Source organism: Leptolyngbya sp. DQ-M1, from assembly GCF_039962505.1.
In the GTDB taxonomy this organism is placed as follows: Bacteria; Cyanobacteriota; Cyanobacteriia; order Leptolyngbyales; family Leptolyngbyaceae; genus Leptolyngbya.
Genome location: NZ_JAMPLJ010000003.1, coordinates 384,311 through 401,357, shown reverse-complemented (window position 1 = coordinate 401,357; position 17,047 = coordinate 384,311). Strand labels below are relative to the sequence as shown.

Annotated in this window: 11 protein-coding genes; 7 read left to right on the top strand and 4 right to left on the bottom strand. The window is 47.1% G+C overall.

The features are described 5' to 3' along the window. Nucleotides 1–209 precede the first annotated feature (209 nt). The 4 genes from gltX (at nt 210) to NC981_RS11625 (ending at nt 6,456) form a co-directional block, all read left to right on the top strand. Nucleotides 210–1,646, top strand: coding sequence for a glutamate--tRNA ligase (gene gltX, locus NC981_RS11640; RefSeq protein WP_348242966.1), 1,437 nt, complete (start codon nt 210–212; stop codon nt 1,644–1,646). 242 nt (nt 1,647–1,888) lie between these two features. After that, the gene (gene ftsH2 / locus NC981_RS11635; protein WP_190376705.1) at nt 1,889–3,775 is read left to right on the top strand and encodes an ATP-dependent zinc metalloprotease FtsH2; all 1,887 of its coding nucleotides are present in this window, start codon (nt 1,889–1,891) and stop codon (nt 3,773–3,775) included. Between the two features lie 787 nt (nt 3,776–4,562). Beyond that, nucleotides 4,563–5,114, top strand: a complete 552-nt coding sequence (locus NC981_RS11630; protein WP_190376704.1) for a heme NO-binding domain-containing protein — start codon at nt 4,563–4,565, stop codon at nt 5,112–5,114. Further along, nucleotides 5,080–6,456: an ATP-binding protein gene (locus tag NC981_RS11625; RefSeq protein ID WP_348242965.1), complete on the top strand. Its 1,377-nt coding sequence runs from the start codon at nt 5,080–5,082 to the stop codon at nt 6,454–6,456. Before NC981_RS11630 ends, NC981_RS11625 begins: the two co-directional genes overlap by 35 nt. 193 nt (nt 6,457–6,649) lie before the next feature. Here NC981_RS11625 and NC981_RS11620 read toward each other — a convergent pair whose 3' ends face one another. From NC981_RS11620 to NC981_RS11610, 3 genes are all read right to left on the bottom strand, one after another. After that, a complete protein-coding gene (locus NC981_RS11620; RefSeq protein WP_348242964.1) occupies nt 6,650–8,257 on the bottom strand; it encodes a glycosyltransferase family 2 protein in 1,608 nt (535 codons plus the stop codon). 80 nt (nt 8,258–8,337) lie between these two features. After that, nucleotides 8,338–9,063 carry an HAD family phosphatase gene (locus NC981_RS11615; protein WP_348242963.1) on the bottom strand — a complete coding sequence of 242 codons (726 nt, stop codon included), beginning with the start codon at nt 9,061–9,063 and terminating at the stop codon, nt 8,338–8,340. Continuing rightward, nucleotides 9,041–10,567, bottom strand: coding sequence for a mannitol dehydrogenase family protein (locus NC981_RS11610; protein ID WP_348242962.1), 1,527 nt, complete (start codon nt 10,565–10,567; stop codon nt 9,041–9,043). Before NC981_RS11610 ends, NC981_RS11615 begins: the two co-directional genes overlap by 23 nt. Nucleotides 10,568–10,943: 376 nt before the next feature. Here NC981_RS11610 and hflX point away from each other — a divergent pair, with 376 nt between their 5' ends. The 3 genes from hflX to nuoB all read left to right on the top strand — a co-directional run bounded on the left by hflX (nt 10,944) and on the right by nuoB (nt 14,685). Beyond that, complete coding sequence (hflX, locus tag NC981_RS11605; RefSeq protein ID WP_348242961.1) at nt 10,944–12,629, top strand: GTPase HflX; 1,686 nt, start codon at nt 10,944–10,946, stop codon at nt 12,627–12,629. 111 nt (nt 12,630–12,740) lie between these two features. Next, entirely contained in the window at nt 12,741–13,925 is a 1,185-nt protein-coding gene (locus NC981_RS11600) for an NAD(P)H-quinone oxidoreductase subunit H (RefSeq protein ID WP_348242960.1), read from the top strand. A 28-nt stretch (nt 13,926–13,953) separates the two neighbouring features. Next, complete coding sequence (nuoB, locus tag NC981_RS11595) at nt 13,954–14,685, top strand: NADH-quinone oxidoreductase subunit NuoB (RefSeq protein WP_348242959.1); 732 nt, start codon at nt 13,954–13,956, stop codon at nt 14,683–14,685. 140 nt (nt 14,686–14,825) lie between these two features. On the opposite strand, the gene NC981_RS11590 is transcribed toward nuoB, so the two are convergent. After that, the gene (locus NC981_RS11590) at nt 14,826–16,718 is read right to left on the bottom strand and encodes a sugar-binding domain-containing protein (protein ID WP_348242958.1); all 1,893 of its coding nucleotides are present in this window, start codon (nt 16,716–16,718) and stop codon (nt 14,826–14,828) included. Between the last annotated feature and the right edge of the window lie 329 nt (nt 16,719–17,047).

Genomic DNA, 17,047 nt, shown 5'->3' with positions numbered 1-17,047 from the left:
ACAAGCATAAAAAATTAGTCCATTTTTAGTCCAGAGACTTAAACGACCTAATATAGACAGCCTGAAATTACCTTGAATTGCGAAACTTAGAGAGATTAAAACTTTTGAACTTCTGCGGGGTACGCAGAAGTTCAGTCTTGATCAAACCTCCAAACCTCAGGTCAACAAGCTCCGTTAGAATGAAGAATGCACAATTCTCTATTTGACTCATGACCGTTCGCGTTCGCATTGCACCCAGTCCCACGGGTAATCTCCACATCGGAACGGCTAGAACCGCAGTTTTCAACTGGCTGTTTGCCCGTCACCACGGCGGAAAATTTATCCTCCGCATCGAAGACACCGATCTAGAGCGATCGAAGCCCGAATTCACCCAAAACATTTTCGAGGGACTCACCTGGCTCGGTTTGAACTGGGATGAAGAACCCGTTTATCAAACGGCTCGGATGAGTTTGTACCGTGAAAAGATCCAGGAACTCCTAGATAAAGGATTAGCCTATCGCGCCTACGATACTCCAGAAGAACTCGATGCGATGCGAGAAGCGCAAAAAACTAAAAACGAAGCGCCTCGCTACGATAACCGTCATCGCAATCTCACACCCGAACAGGAAGCCGCTTACCTCGCTGAAGGTCGCAAACCCGTCATTCGATTCAAGATCGACGACGATCGAGAAATTTCCTGGACAGATCTCGTTCGCGGCACTGTTACCTGGAAAGGTCGTGATCTCGGCGGCGATATGGTGATCGCTCGCGCCGCAGAAGGTGAAGCAATCGGTCAACCCCTCTATAACTTTGTTGTCGTCATCGATGACATTGATATGAAGATCACCCACGTCATTCGCGGTGAAGATCACATCGGCAACACTCCGAAACAGATCCTACTCTACGAAGCCCTCGGCGCAGCCTTACCAGAATTCGGACACACGCCGCTAATTTTGAACCAAGCAGGCGCAAAACTTTCTAAACGCGATGGTGTCACCTCGATTTCTGACTTTAAAGATATGGGCTACACCGCAGAGGCGATCGCCAACTATATGACGCTCCTCGGCTGGTCGCCCCCCGAACCGATGACTGAAATCTTCTCGCTCACCGAAGCGGCTGAGAAATTCGGCTTCGATCGCGTCAACAAAGCCGGAGCCAAGTTCGATTGGGATAAATTGAACTGGATCAACGGGCAATACATTCACGCAATGCCGATTGATCAAGTCACCGATCTATTAATTCCAGTTTGGAAATCGGCGGGTTATGTGTTGGATGAGAAGAACGATCGTGCATGGCTCGAACAAGTCAGCGCTCTTGTTGCCCCCAGCCTGTCTCGTCTGAATGAAGCCGTAGACATGACGCGCTACTTGTTCCAATCGCTGGACTACACCGACGATGCCAAAGCCCAAATGCAGCAAGACGGCGCAGCCACAGCGATCAAAGCCATTCTAGAATCAATGCCTTCACCCCTAACTGAAGCTGCAATTCAAGACTTAATCAAGCAAGTCGTGAAAGAGCAAAACCTTAAAAAAGGAGTCGTGATGAAATCACTCCGAGCGGCTCTAACTGGAGCACTTCAAGGGCCAGATCTCGTGCAGTCCTGGCTACTGCTCAATCAGAAAGGCCACGATCGCGATCGCTTCGAGCAAGCTTTGTCGATCGATTAGCGAGTAGGGAGTAGGGAGTCAACAAAAATTGTTAATCCCCACTCTCCACTTCCCACCTCAATTGCCCGAACTCTCAGAATTAAGTTACATTTAGTTAAGATTCCTCTCATTAATTTCCTGGTGAAGAATCCGTAAAGGTACTCGTGCCTCATTCAGCTTCAAGCCTGAGCAAAACCGCACTGTACAGTCCTTGGAAAATAACGATCTTTACCGTTGTAGCCGTATCGCGAGGTTGCTAGTTTATGAAATCTTCTTGGAGAACCATCCTGCTTTGGGCAATTCCCGCGCTTGTCGTCGGATTTTTCCTCTGGCAAGGATCAATTGCTCCAACCGCACCCAATACCAGCAGAAACACTGCCAGCACCCGTATGACCTATGGGCGGTTCTTGGAGTATTTGGACGCAAATCGAATTAATAGCGTTGATTTATATGATGGAGGTCGAACGGCGATCGTAGAAGCGGTTGATCCAGATTTGGATAATCGGCTACAACGCTTACGAGTCGATCTCCCCGGCAACACCCCTGAATTAGTGACCCGTCTCCGTAATTCTGGTGTTAACCTAGACTCCCACCCAATTCGCAACGATGGCGCAGTTTGGGGTTTACTTGGAAACTTAGTCTTCCCGATCCTCTTGCTTGGTGGACTCTTCTTCTTGTTCCGGCGATCGGGCAATGTCCCTGGCGGCCCAGGTCAAGCGATGAACTTCGGCAAGTCCCGCGCTCGATTCCAAATGGAAGCGAAAACGGGTGTCATGTTCGATGATGTCGCAGGCATCGAAGAAGCCAAAGAAGAACTGCAAGAAGTCGTCACCTTCCTCAAAAAGCCAGAACGCTTTACCGCAGTCGGCGCGAGAATTCCCAAAGGTGTTCTGCTTGTCGGCCCTCCTGGCACGGGTAAAACCCTGCTTGCAAAAGCGATCGCAGGTGAAGCAGGCGTTCCCTTCTTCTCGATCTCCGGTTCCGAATTTGTCGAAATGTTCGTCGGTGTCGGTGCATCCCGCGTTCGCGACCTGTTCAAAAAAGCGAAAGAAAACGCTCCCTGTATCATCTTCATCGATGAAATTGACGCAGTAGGACGGCAACGGGGCGCAGGAATCGGTGGCGGAAACGATGAACGTGAGCAAACTTTAAACCAACTTCTCACCGAGATGGATGGATTTGAAGGCAACACCGGAATCATCATCATTGCTGCAACCAACCGCCCTGACGTTCTAGACTCTGCATTACTTCGTCCCGGACGCTTTGATCGCCAAGTCAGTGTTGATGTCCCCGATATCAAAGGTCGCCTCGAAGTTCTCAACGTCCACGCCCGCAATAAAAAGATTGCACCTGAAGTTTCCCTTGAAGCGATCGCTCGTCGTACCCCTGGTTTCTCCGGTGCAGACTTAGCAAACTTGCTAAACGAAGCGGCAATCCTCACCGCTCGTCGCCGCAAAGACGCAATCACCATGCTCGAAATTGATGATGCCGTCGATCGTGTTGTCGCTGGCATGGAAGGCACACCGCTCACCGACAGCAAGAGCAAGCGATTAATTGCCTATCACGAAGTCGGACACGCGATCGTTGGAACGCTCGTAAAAGAACACGATCCGGTTCAGAAAGTCACGCTGGTTCCACGCGGTCAAGCGCGCGGTCTCACCTGGTTCATGCCAAGTGAAGATCAAGGGCTGATTTCACGATCGCAAATTCTCGCCCGCATCAAAGGTGCATTGGGCGGACGCGCAGCCGAAGAAGTCATCTTTGGAGATGCTGAAGTGACAACCGGTGCAGGCGGTGACATTCAACAAGTCACCGGAATGGCGCGTCAGATGGTAACTCGTTTCGGCATGTCGGATTTAGGCCCACTCTCGCTCGAAAGCCAACAAGGTGAAGTCTTCTTGGGTGGCGGTTGGATGACTCGCTCTGAGTATTCCGAAGAAATTGCCGCTCGAATTGATGCTCAAGTCCGCTCGATCGTTGAACATTGTTTAGAAGACACTCGCCGCATCATTCGCGAAAACCGTGAAGTGATCGATCGCTTAGTCGATCTACTGGTCGAGAAAGAAACGATCGATGGCGATGAGTTCCGTCAAATCGTTGCCGAGTACACCGCCGTTCCTGAGAAAGAACGCTACGTACCGCAACTGTAATTCTGAAAGATAGATAACTGCGATCGGGGTAGTGAAAACTGCCCCGATTTTTTAGTGCAGTCGTGAATTCAAATTGCCAGATCACAAAAGGGCGCTCACTTCTTCTAAATCCATATCAATTTATCGCTTGAGACTCAAAATGAGTCTAATATCAAGACCAGAATGAGAAAGAGAATTCACATCGTGTAACTGTGCGGCTTACCTTGTGCCAACAGTTAGAGGATGTGATAGCGCGATCGACCAGTGAGTGAATGCAAAGGCACTTCAGCATGATCAAAGTGAGATCATCTTTTCAACGTTCATCTGGTGAACGTGGTTGAGCAGAATTTTAGGCAGAATAGTACAGGCTCTCTTTGAGAAAAAATACGAAAATTTTCTATCTAATTACCCTAGCGAGGGGTAATATGCAGAATATGAGCCAGTCTAATGTTTCTAATTCTAGGATTAAGCAGAAAAAATCGGTCTGATATCCTAGTTTCGGATGTTATGCCTTTGAGCAGTCCAAATCGCCCTAACAGGGTATTATGCCGACCATCTCCGGTCTAACGCTCCGATCTAAATGGTTAGGCGGAAAGCGTCAGTCTAAACAATTGTTGGGCTACTTTATCTTCTAGTAACGACACGGTATGTAATCACTCCATTTGTACCAAAACTAGCAAATTTACTTCAGAAGTGGGCAACCTATTCTATAGGGAGCATTTTGCCGATCAACTTTCAAGCAACCTAATCTCAAAGAGGTTGCAGACAAGCTACATAGCAATTCTGAAACAGCACTACAGGAGGTTTTATGTACGGCTTAGTCAACAAAGCAATTCGCGACATGGTGTGCAGTCGCTTCGGTGAAGAAACCTGGAATAAGATTCAGCACAAGGCTGAAGTTGAAGTTGATACTTTCATCAGCATGGAGTCTTACCCGGATGATGTAACCCATAGGCTTGTAAAGGCTGCAAGTCTTGTTTTGGGTCTACCTGCTTCAGCAATCATGCAAGCCTTTGGAGAGTTCTGGGTGCAATACACCTCTGAAGAAGGGTATGGGGAACTGATGGCGATGAGCGGCGATACGCTTCCCGAATTTTTACAGAATCTAGATGACCTTCATACCCGTGTCGGAATAAGTTTTCCAAAACTCCAGCCGCCATCTTTTGACTGTGAGGAAATTGAAGGACAAAAGCTACACCTTCACTATCATTCACATCGAGAGGGGTTAGCTCCGATGGTGGTGGGATTAGTGAAAGGCTTGGGTACGCACTTGAATACAGATGTTGAAGTTACCCAAATTCAAAGCAAGTCTGAGGGTGCAGATCATGATGAGTTTACCATCCAATATAAACCCAACTGAACTTTTCATGCAGCCCCAATTCACTTTGCCACCCCACTTACTTGCGAAGTCATTTCCTTTTCATTTTGTGTTTAATGGCGATCGCACAATCATCCAATCTGGAGAAGTTTTGCAGCGGCTTATTCCTGACATCATCGGGTCACAGTTTACCAAGTGCTTCCAGATTAACCGCCCTATTATTCAAACTGCTAATTTTGCTGCCATTAGTAAGCAATCTCACAGCATATTTATTCTGAAATCGCTCCATAGTGAAATGACTTTAAAAGGGCAGATGATACCTGTTGATGACTGCGAGGCCATTTTCTTTCTGGGTTCCCCAGTCGTTACAGAAATTAGCCAGCTAAACCACATTGGAATCAAATTAAAAGACTTTGCAATTCACGACTCTGCTGCTGATTTTCTCTTTCTTTTGCAAGCGAAGAGTCGATTAATGGATGAGTTAGCAGAACGGGAAGTGAAACTAAAAGATATTTTAAGAGGCAAGGAGGAGATTGCCACACTTGCAGAGGCGAGAGCTAGAGACATAGAACAGGCTCTCGAAAACTTACAGAGAACTCAAGCACAACTGATTCAGGCTGAAAAGATGTCTGGGTTGGGACAAATGGTGGCAGGGATTGCTCATGAAATCAACAATCCGGTTAACTTTATCAACGGTAATCTCACCCACATCGACCAGTATGTTCAGTCTCTCATAACCCTACTTAAACTTTATCAACAGTACTTTCCACAAGCCTCTCCTGAAATCACTGATTGCATGGAGGAGATTGACCTTGAGTTTTTATTGATTGATTTACCACGTATAGTTGCATCAATGCAAACGGGAACCAGTCGGATTAGAGATATTGTTCTGTCATTACGCAACTTTTCTAGATTGGATGAGGCAGAACAAAAAGATGTGGACTTACATGAAGGAATCGATAGCACATTACTGATTCTCAACCACAAGCTAAAACAAGGTATTGAGGTCGTTAGACAATATGGAGATTTGCCAAAAATTTTGTGCTATCCATCTCAATTAAATCAAGTATTTATGAATATTCTTTCCAATGCTGTTGATGCATTATTTGAGACTGATGTAAAATCCAAGCAGATTGTGATACAAACCTGTGTAGAGCCGGCTACACAGGTTTGTATCAGCATTCAAGATAATGGAAATGGAATTCCTCCTGAAATTAAAGAGAGAATTTTTAATCCATTCTTTACGACAAAGCCTAGCAGCAAAGGGACAGGATTAGGACTATCAATCTGCCATCAAATTATCGAAAAGCATCAGGGGACGATCGATGTAATCTCTGAATTGGGAAAGGGAACTGAATTTACCATTAAAATTCCAATTTCCTAATCTCAGTGGTTTTCTCTAGATTAAGAGATAAAGCTTCTAATCAATTGCCAGCAACTCAACACTGCGTTGGTGCGGACGGAACAGAGAGCGTTTGTGGGAGTTCGAGGCAGTCCGCCGCCGCTCAACTTAGCGTTATACCGCTGACACAACTGACGATGAAGATAATGAAAAACTCCAGCGATCGCCTTTCAAATTACTGCCCGATCGCCCGTGAGTAAGCCATCTCTTTCAGCCCTAGATACTCCCGCCAAAACGCCTCAGACGTTAGCTCTGCATAAGCATTTTTCCAGTCCTGACTCGCATCCTCCCAGCGCGTGCGCCCTTGTTCTGCAACACTTGCCCAACGTGCTAAAAGCTCAACGCTTGCTAAAGTATCAATCTCGATTTGATTTTCATAGCTCCGACTCAGCTTCAGCGTCATCGGGTGAGTCAACTCTGGATTAGCACCCTTAATCAACTCCGTCCCTTTCAGATAGTCCTCAAATGCTTTAATCAGCATCTGAGCACGATCGTAATCTGGCTTTAACAACGCCTGCATAATCTCTTTGGTCAGATTAGTCACCGTATGTTTATAGTTCGGTGAGAAGTGCATTGCATAAGTAATCAAATCATTGCGGAAATAGTAGTATGCTTCCCAATTGAGGTTCTTTGCAGAAGCGGGAATATGCCATACTGCCATCGACGGGAAGGTGACGATCGGAATGCCAAACTTCCGCTTTGCTCTCATGCAGAACTCAACATCATCGAGCTTAATAAACAACGGCAACGGCAGTTTGATCCGCTCTACCAACGCTTTCGAGAAAGAGCAGAACCAAAACCCACCATAATCTGCATCCACTTCCCTCAACAATTGATTCAGAACCTTAGTATCCCGCAAATCTAAATCATAGTTCAATGGCATCAGTGAGTCAGATGCACCCTTCGTTTTAGAAGCCTCGTTGTAGGTTGCGCCTGCCTCATACAAAGACCATTTTCTGTTTAAGTTCAGCAAGCCACCCGCAATGATCAACTCCGTCTTCGCATACTCATGCACCGAGAACAGTCGAAAAACGCTTTCGCTTTCTAACTCGACATCATCATCCATCAATAGAAGATGAGTCGAGCTACCTTCTGCTAAAACCTCCATGATGCCTCTGGTAAAGCCACCACTACCACCCGCATTCATGTTCGGAAATAGCTTCACTCTCGAATCTGCAAACTCATTCGGATCAAGTGTCCGACCATTATCCGAAACAAAAATCTTTAAATCGCGATCGTGCAACAATTCATCTTGCAGCAGCGTCGAAAGAGTATTTCTAACGTAATCCTCTTTCTTGAACGTACAAATCACAATGCCAAGTGAAACTTCCCTAGCTTTCGGTTGATCCGTCGCAATCCAGCCAGACCCGAAAATTCCCTGTTCACTGAGGCAAGTAATCTCAGCATAGATTCTGCCTGCATTTTCGGTTTGAACCAGATCGATCGCAGCCAGCTTCACAGGCGTAGAAAGTTCGCACTGCTCAAGATGTTGTTCTAAAATTGCTTCTCTTGCATTACTTTCAGCGACTTCTCTGTAAACAGTAACCTTAAAATCACCCTCTAGCTCTAGCACATAATAGATAGATTCAAGCGAGGTGTATTTAACGTAGTAGCTTTCGTAAAATGAATTGAAATAAGAGCTAGAAGAAACCGTTCCACCTTGACCCAGAACTATCTTTTTGCTGCCTTCCTGATCATCAATCGATACTGCTCCATCACATTGAACATACAATTGAGCAATATCAACTGACTTGGGAAGCTTGATTCTACCGATAATATTCATAAAGCTTTCTGTTACTAACTCAATCCCATTATTAAACTTAGGGGAGAGCATTCAAAAAGACTCTCTTTCTTGAGACAGATTTAGAGCAATGGAATCAATTCAGACATCTGTTCAATCACACAATGAACACCCGCCGATCGCAGTACAGAGACACGATCGCTACGTTCATCTTCAGTAATGTGAGTGCCGCCCACATACCCTACAATCATTGGAATTCCAGCCGCAACCGCAGATTTTACTCCACTGATTGAGTCTTCGACTGCAATACAATTTGATACCTCTGCATTCAAACACTGTGCCGCATAAAGATAGACATCTGGCAAAGGCTTCGGTCTGCGAACCGGAAGAGAATCAGCCGCACTAAACACACGATCGCCAAAATACTCCATTAACTCCGAAGCTGCTAAACAAGCCTTTAACCGCCGCAGACTACTGTTGCTCACTAGCGCAAACTCAATGCCACGATCGCACAACTCCTCTAGCACCGCAGGCGTTCCCTCAGTTGGCTTTGCATCAATGCTCAAGTGATCGATCGCTCGATCTTCTTCCTCCAGCACCAATCGCTGAATGTCAGCCTCCGCTAAAGCCATCGGTGCATCTGCATAAATTTGCCCCAAAATCTCTCGATACGGTTTCCCTGCAAAGTGCTTGATAAAGTCTGGCAAATCATAGTGACGTGCCCCCGGAAACTCGCAAACCACCTCAGCCGTTAATTTCCACGCGCTCTTTAACGCCACAATCTCGCTATCCACAACAGTTCCGTCATGGTCAAACAAAACGACCTTATGCGGCTGAAACGATGTCATGCTCAAAATGCTCCTGACTGTAATATCTGAGTGTAGCCGATAGTCCGCGTGTCCGAATCTCCCACATTGCCCGATCGCACTCCAGATCGAGCAAGTCGCAACACTCTCCCGGCTCTAATCCAAGCATTTCACTCAATGGCTTCCCTGTTTGAATCGCCGCAATCACCTCTGGCTTATCGTTGGCTTCAAACGACTGACCAAGCTCACTCGCACCCTCTCGGATGGTCAGCATCCAAGCCGCGATCGGCAACATCAATCGTCTTAAACTCACCCCTTGAGCATGAGCATCTTTCAAGATTGGAGCAATATACTTCCCAATTTTTCGAGAAGTTTCTGCCGCAATTCGCTCGATTTTGTCAGGAGTCGCTTCATTGCTTAATCTCAGTAACACCTGATCAACATACTGTTCGCACATTGAATCGACAACCGGAGTTGCAGCGGTAATATCATCCATCAATAACCGCAGAAATAAGTGGTACTCTGGCAATCTCAGTGCTTGATGGACACACTCAATCCCACCCCGAACTGCCAAACAAGCAATAAATGAGTGAACTGCATTTAGAAATCTAGATTTGAGATGCAGAAAAGGAGTGATATCGTCCGTCATCGTCACGCCGATCTCTTCCCACATCGGTCGATCGCTGCTAAACTTGTCCTCAACCACAAACTGCCAAAACGGTTCAGTCACAATCGGTGAACGATCGCGAACCTGTAATAATCGATACGAATGCTCCTTATCAGCTTCATGCGCTTGCGGTACAATTCGATCGACAACAGTATTCGGGAAAGTTGCATTATTTACAATGTACTCTGCAAGACTTGAATCAACCTGTTCTGCATAAGTTAGCACCGCTCTTTGTAAAATCTCCCCGTTTCTCGGTAAGTTATCACAAGACAGTGTAGTAAAAGGTGCAATGCCACGATCGCGACGACGACGCAAGGCTTCCACAATGAACCCGATCGCAGTCGTTGGATGAGTTGAATGCTTCAAATCATGCACAATTCCAGGGTGATTAATATCTAAAGCAAACCGTGAATCCAGACAGTAACCGGCTTGAGTCACAGTCAATGTGACCAAATGAACCGTAGGCGATTCCATTAGCTCAAGCACAGTGCTCGGCTCTGCTGCACCATCAATCATGTGCTTGATCGAACCAATCACATCTGCTGACTCATGATGTTCATCCCCGATGTAGAGCTCAGTTAAGGTATAAAGAAAGTCTTGTGGTTGCAGATGCTCGATCGTGCGATGACTTCTAAGGCTCACACCGCAAATTCCCCATTGCAGATCCTTTTGAGCCAAGTGTTGATGAATAATGCGTGCAAGGTGCGCCCGGAAAAAACGACCTGGACCAAAATGCACAATACCTATATTCAATTCGCTTCGATTATAAGGAGACTGTTGTTTCCATAACTCAGTTACAGTAGCTGGAGCTATGCCTGCAGTCTGAAGTCCTGCGTCAAACAACGAAGAACGAGTGCTCAGCGAAAAATAGTCTTTCATGACATCCCTTCAGATTTAAGTGGAGTCGATATTTAATGTGGCAAATTCTTAACTTGAAACATTCACAACTGCTTACAGCGCGAATGTTCACTAAGTTGTAACTCAGAAAGTTATCGACTTAGTGATCAGCTAAATACATCAATTCAGTAATTTTGTTTCCTTATAGTATTAGGAGCGATCGACCCTGCTATCTATCTGTAGTTAAATTCATAGATCTAACTTGCGCGCCTTGGATAATTCCAAATACCTAGCCAATCTATTCTAAGGATGTTTATTCCTTTGAACTAACCCTCTAGACTCCCTCCTACTCAAGTCAGAGGTTGACAGAGGAGCAACTCTTTATGGTTGAGGAATCGCAGATTTGCAGGTTTACCTCATGGCAACGCTTCATGGTAATCTTCAGGGCTTGAAATCCACACATATCAACCAAATTGAGCAGCTATACGAGGAACGATTAGCGGACGATCGCTTCATCACTCCAGAATTTGCTGATCAATTAGCCGCCCTCAGCCAACTCATTCATCAACCGCTCTGCTGTTATATTAATCGCCGCGGACAAGTTATCCGCGTTGGAATCGGCACTCCAATGCAAACCCGCCTCCCTGACTCTGAGTTACCTCGTCGAAGCGGCGATCGTTTCAGTGGAATTCGCTGCTTGGTTGCTCAGTTTCATCCGCCTGATGCCAGCGCCTTTATCGCCATGCTGCGTCAGCGTCTCGATGCAATGGTTGTTCTTACCCTAGCCGATAAAAAGTCCAATCAGGCAAAAGCCTTAATCCAGCACTCTTACTTAGCGCATCTTACCCCCGACTTTGACCAACCCTGGCAAGTTGAAACGTTTCCGCTCCAATCTCTATTTGAACAAGATGCCGACGAATTGATTCACGACTGGGAAAGCGACATCCAAGATGCCGGATTCGACCTATTACAACCGGTTCAGTCTGATCGCGATCGCGCCCTACTCGTTGGACTCCAAACTGATGGGATGTCTGATCGTCGCTTCCAAGACAGCCTTAATGAATTGCGCCGCCTCGTCGAAAGCGCCAAAGGTGAAATTGTTGGAGTCGTACAGCAAAAACGATCGCACCCTCATCCCCAAACCGTGATTGGTCACGGCAAAGTCGAAGAAGTCACCTTAGAAGCACAGCGATTAGGGGCAAATCTCATCGTTCTCAATCAAGATATCTCTGCCACCCAAGCGCGGAACTTGGAAGAACAAATCGGAGTGCGCGTGGTCGATCGCACCCAAGTCATCTTAGATATCTTTGCCCAACGAGCGCGATCGCAAGCCGGAAAGCTCCAAGTCGAGCTTGCACAGCTTGAATACACCTTGCCGCGATTGCGCGGACGCGGGCAAGAAATGTCTCGCTTAGGTGCAGGAATTGGAACACGCGGCCCTGGTGAAACCAAGCTAGAAACCGAACGCCGCACCATTCAGCGAAAAATTACTCAACTCCAGCAAGAAGTCAATCAACTGCAAGCCCATCGCGCCCGTCTCCGTCAGCAGCGCGATCGCCAGCAACTCCCCACGATCGCCCTTGTCGGCTACACCAATGCAGGCAAATCAACGCTTCTAAACGTTCTCACCCAAGCCGATGTCTATGTTGCCGATCAACTATTTGCCACACTTGATCCAACCACTCGCCGCTTAACAATCACTGATCCAAACACGCACGATCGCCGCGATGTATTACTAACAGACACGGTTGGATTTATCCATGATCTGCCACCTGCGCTAATGGATGCCTTTCGCGCCACCCTCGAAGAAGTCACCGAAGCCGATGCACTCCTTCATGTTCTCGATCTCTCTCATCCAGCTTGGGAGCAGCATCTAGAATCCGTGAACACGGTGTTATCTGAACTACCCGCAATACCCCCGAATGCAATCTTGGTGTTTAACAAGGTCGATCTTGTCGATCGCGATACTTTAGCTCAGGTGCAGCAATTTTACCCCGATGCAGTCTTTATCTCAGCCACCAAACGACTCGGTTTAGACGGCCTCGCCCACCGCTTAGTGCAACTACTCGATACCTTGGCATCCTCCACCCCTGTACATACCTAACGTCCTTAACACCTACCATTCGGTAGAAGTTGGAAATGTCGAGAATCACTAACTTAACGGGTATTTAGGTCGAACCGGTCGTGCTGCTCGTTCACAAAAAGGGAATTTTGAATGCCAATCATCGAAACCAAGACTGACCCCATGGTTCTAAACATGGGGCCGCACCATCCTTCCACTCACGGAGTCTGTCGCTTAGTCGTGACCCTCGATGGTGAAAATGTGATTGATTGCGAACCTGTAATCGGCTATCTCCATCGCGGTATGGAAAAAATCGCCGAAAACCGCACCACGACCATGTACATTCCTTATGTCAGTCGGTGGGACTACGCAGAAGGAATGTTTAACGAAGCAGTCACCGTCAATGCGATCGAGAAAATAGCCAACATTGCAGTACCAAAACGTGCCAGCTACATTCGCGTGATTATGCTGGAGCTAAATCGGATTGCAAACCATCTTCTCTGGCTTGGGCCGTTTGCCGCAGACTTAGGCGCACAAACTCCCTTCTTCTATATCTTCCGAGAAAGAGAGCTAATTTACGACCTCTGGGAAGCGGCTTCAGGCTACCGCATGATCAATCACAACTACTTTAGAGTGGGTGGTCTTGCCGTTGATTTACCCCAGGGTTGGGTAGATAAATGCGCTGACTTCTGCGACTATTTCTTGCCGAAAGTCGATGAATACGAGCGATTAATCTCAAACAATCCCATCTTCAGAAAACGCCTAGAAGGATTGGGCACCATTAGCCGTGAGGATGCAATCTGTTGGAGCTTATCGGGTCCAATGCTGCGGGGTTCTGGCGTGCAATGGGATTTACGCAGAGTTGATCACTACGAATGTTATGACAACTTTGATTGGGACATCATCACAGAAGCCGAAGGCGATGTTCTAGCCCGTTATTTCGTGCGAATCCGGGAAATGCGGGAATCGGTCAAAATCATTCGGCAAGCCCTCAAAGGTCTCCCAGGCGGTCCATTCGAGAGCCTAGAAGCAAGACGACTAGCAGAAGGTCCCAAGTCCGAAGTCAATGGATTCGACTATCAATACATCGCCAAAAAGATTGCGCCGACCTTCAAAATTCCCAAAGGCGAACACTATGTTCGCGTCGAAAGCGGCAAAGGCGAATTAGGCATCTTTATTGTCGGCGATGACAGTGTATTCCCTTGGCGCTGGAAAATTCGCGCTGCCGACTTCTGCAACCTTCAGATTTTCCCGCATCTGCTTAAAGGTGCCAAGGTCGCGGACATCATGGTTGTCCTCGGCAGCATCGACATCATTATGGGATCTGTCGATCGCTAACCTCCTACTTTTCTCCTAACTGATTGTTATGACCCAAACCCCCACCCCAAACGAACAATCTCTAATCAATCCGGTCGGATATCCCGGTGTGACCAGTCAACTCTCTGAGAATGTGATCCTCACAACCGTTGATGACCTCTACAACTGGGCAAGACTATCGAGCTTGTGGCCCCTGTTGTACGGAACCGCCTGCTGCTTTATCGAATTCGCTGCCCTAATCGGATCGCGGTTTGACTTCGATCGCTTCGGTCTCATCCCGCGTGCCTCTCCGCGCCAAGCCGATTTGCTCATCCTCGCAGGCACACTCAACATGAAAATGTCTGCTCCAACCGTACGTCTGTACGAGCAAATGCCCGAGCCTAAATATGTAATTGCGATGGGTGCTTGTATGATCAGCGGCGGGATGTTCAGTGCCGATTCTCCGACGGCAATTCGAGGAGCAGATAAAATTCTACCGATCGATGTCTACATTCCTGGTTGTCCGCCCCGACCGGAAGCAATCATGGATGCAATCATCAAGCTCCGCAAAAAGATTTCTAACGAATCTTTGCAAGAGCGCCAAATCCAGCGACCGACGCATCGCTACTACAGCACCTCGCACCAAATGCACATCCTACCGATGGCAAACACAGGCGAGTATGTGCGATCGCAGTTCTATCGAAAACCACCGGAAGCACTCGCCGCAGAACAGGGAATTCCCTTACCCGAACTGCTCAAACAAATGGAACCTCAGCCAACCAGCGAAGGTTCTGGAGCCTAAGTTGCTCACTCGCCCATTTCCGACTTGAATAAAGAAAGTCCCTTCAGAACTGACAGCCATTACAGCTTGATTTCTGAAGGGACTTTCTTTAATTAGTCCAGAATGTTATTCACAGGCAACATAAAATCGCCACGAGAAGATTAGCTCTGCCAAGACCCACTACACTGAGGCATGATCTGGCATTCTGGAGTATTAACCATGGTTTCGTGACCTAGCGTTGCTGCCTCGATCGCATGGATATCAAACTTCGGAGTGCGATCAATATAAAGCAAGCCATTTGCCTCTTGGAAAGTATCCGTTAACTGCGTATAACAGAAGCCACTAAACATCTCAACGCGGTTCACCACATTCAGAAGATGGTGATAGCGCTGCTGAAGATCACAGATATCCGTAGAACGATCGTAGCCCCAAGCTTTATCCGCTTGATCATCCGTCGGGCGAGTGTAAGCCACTCCACCAAATTCCGTCAGCATGATCGGCTGCCCTTGGTGCGGATAGCCATCCAGCGTCAGAATTCGTCCACCCGGTCGCTGTGTCTCAAACAAATCCGACAATTTCACCTCAGAGCCATAGCGCTTACCCAATCGATCGGGCTGGCTATCATAATCATGAATCGCCAGAATATCCGTCGTCGCACTTTCCCAACCATCGTTGCCAATCACGGGTCGAGTCGGATCAAGCGTTTTCGTCAGATAGTACAACGCTTGAACATAATGCCGTTGCGCTGCGGTTTCCGTCAGGTTTGGAACACCCCAAGATTCATTAAACGGCACCCAAGCAATAATACAAGGGTGGCTACTATCGCGATCGAGCACCTCTGCCCACTCTTTCGTAATGCGTTCAACCGCCTTACGAGTGAACCGATAAGCACTGGGCATTTCTTCCCAGACCAATAATCCCATCACATCCGCCCAATATAAGAAGCGCGGATCTTCAATCTTTTGGTGCTTGCGAACGCCGTTAAAGCCCATCCGCTTCGTCAGTTCAATATCTTGACGCAGCGCTTCATCCGATGGCGGAGTCATGAAGCTTTCCGCCCAATAACCCTGATCCAATACCAACCGCAGATAGTAAGGATGACCATTCAGCATAAAGCGATCGCGCTGAATGTTCGCGGTTCTCATTGCGGTGTAGGACTTCACCTCATCGATCAACGTGCCTTGATGCCAAAGCTGAATCTGAGCATCGATTAATGTTGGTTTCTCAGGACTCCACAACAAAGCATTACGATAGTCGTCAATTCCCGGATCGGACAATGCAATCCGGCGGTTGATATCTTCGTTAACGACTTCGTAAGTGTCATTCACCAACAATCGATCGCCCACGCTCAAACGCACTTTGATGTACAAGTCATCACAGTTTGCGCCCACCATCGAGGCTTCAAATCCAATTTCCCAACGCTCAAAATGCGGTGCCCAACGAATTTTCTCGATATAGGTTTGTGGGACACACTCAACCCAAACGGTTTGCCAGATTCCAGTTGTACGGGGATACCAAATGCTGTGCGGCTCTAGCTGCCAATCCTGTTTTCCTCTAGGCTTCGCCAAATCAAACGGATCATCTTGTGCCAACACCGTCACGCGCTGCATCATTCCCGGTTGAAGAAATTCCGTGATCTCAAAGCTGAACGGGGTATATCCGCCTTCATGACCCCCAACATAGCGACCATTGACCCAAACCGAAGCTTGATAGTCTACTGCGCCAAAGTGCAGCAGCACCCGTTGATGATCACTCGGAACTTCAAATTCTCTCTCATACCAGCAATAAGCGTGAAAGCCAGTATCACCGATGCCACTTTTCTCTGTTTCAGGAGCAAAAGGAACTTCGATCGTATGTGTCCATTCAGGTACATCATCGGGCTGTTTCCAATCTCCTTGATCATTAAAGGAGAATTTCCACGACCCATTGAGGTTGATCCACTGCGATCGCTGAAGCTGCGGGCGCGGATAACCTGTTTCGAGTTGACGACAAAGTGCGATCGGGCTAGAGGCAGACTGAGCAATACTGTCGAGGCTTTTACCGAGTAGTTTCATGGAAAGTCACTCCTTCAATTAGGAGAAAATGCGCCTTGCTTCGATGCGCGTGAACAGCAGATTAAAACCTAACATCAAAATTATTACTCCTGATAAAACTTTACTTTTCTAATGAAGATTGTTTTGTTACACAGAACCAAAAAGAACGAATCCTTGTTTTATTGGGGAGTACCAATTTTTTAGCAAAAGGAGTGTAGCTTATAGTCCCAGTACACATTGAGACAAGAGTGCTTATACGTATATTATAGCTCAAACTAATTCTAACTTGAGATAGAAGAACTTTTACAAAGTAGCTCCATTGTTTTATCTATCTTAAAAAAGTTATTAAC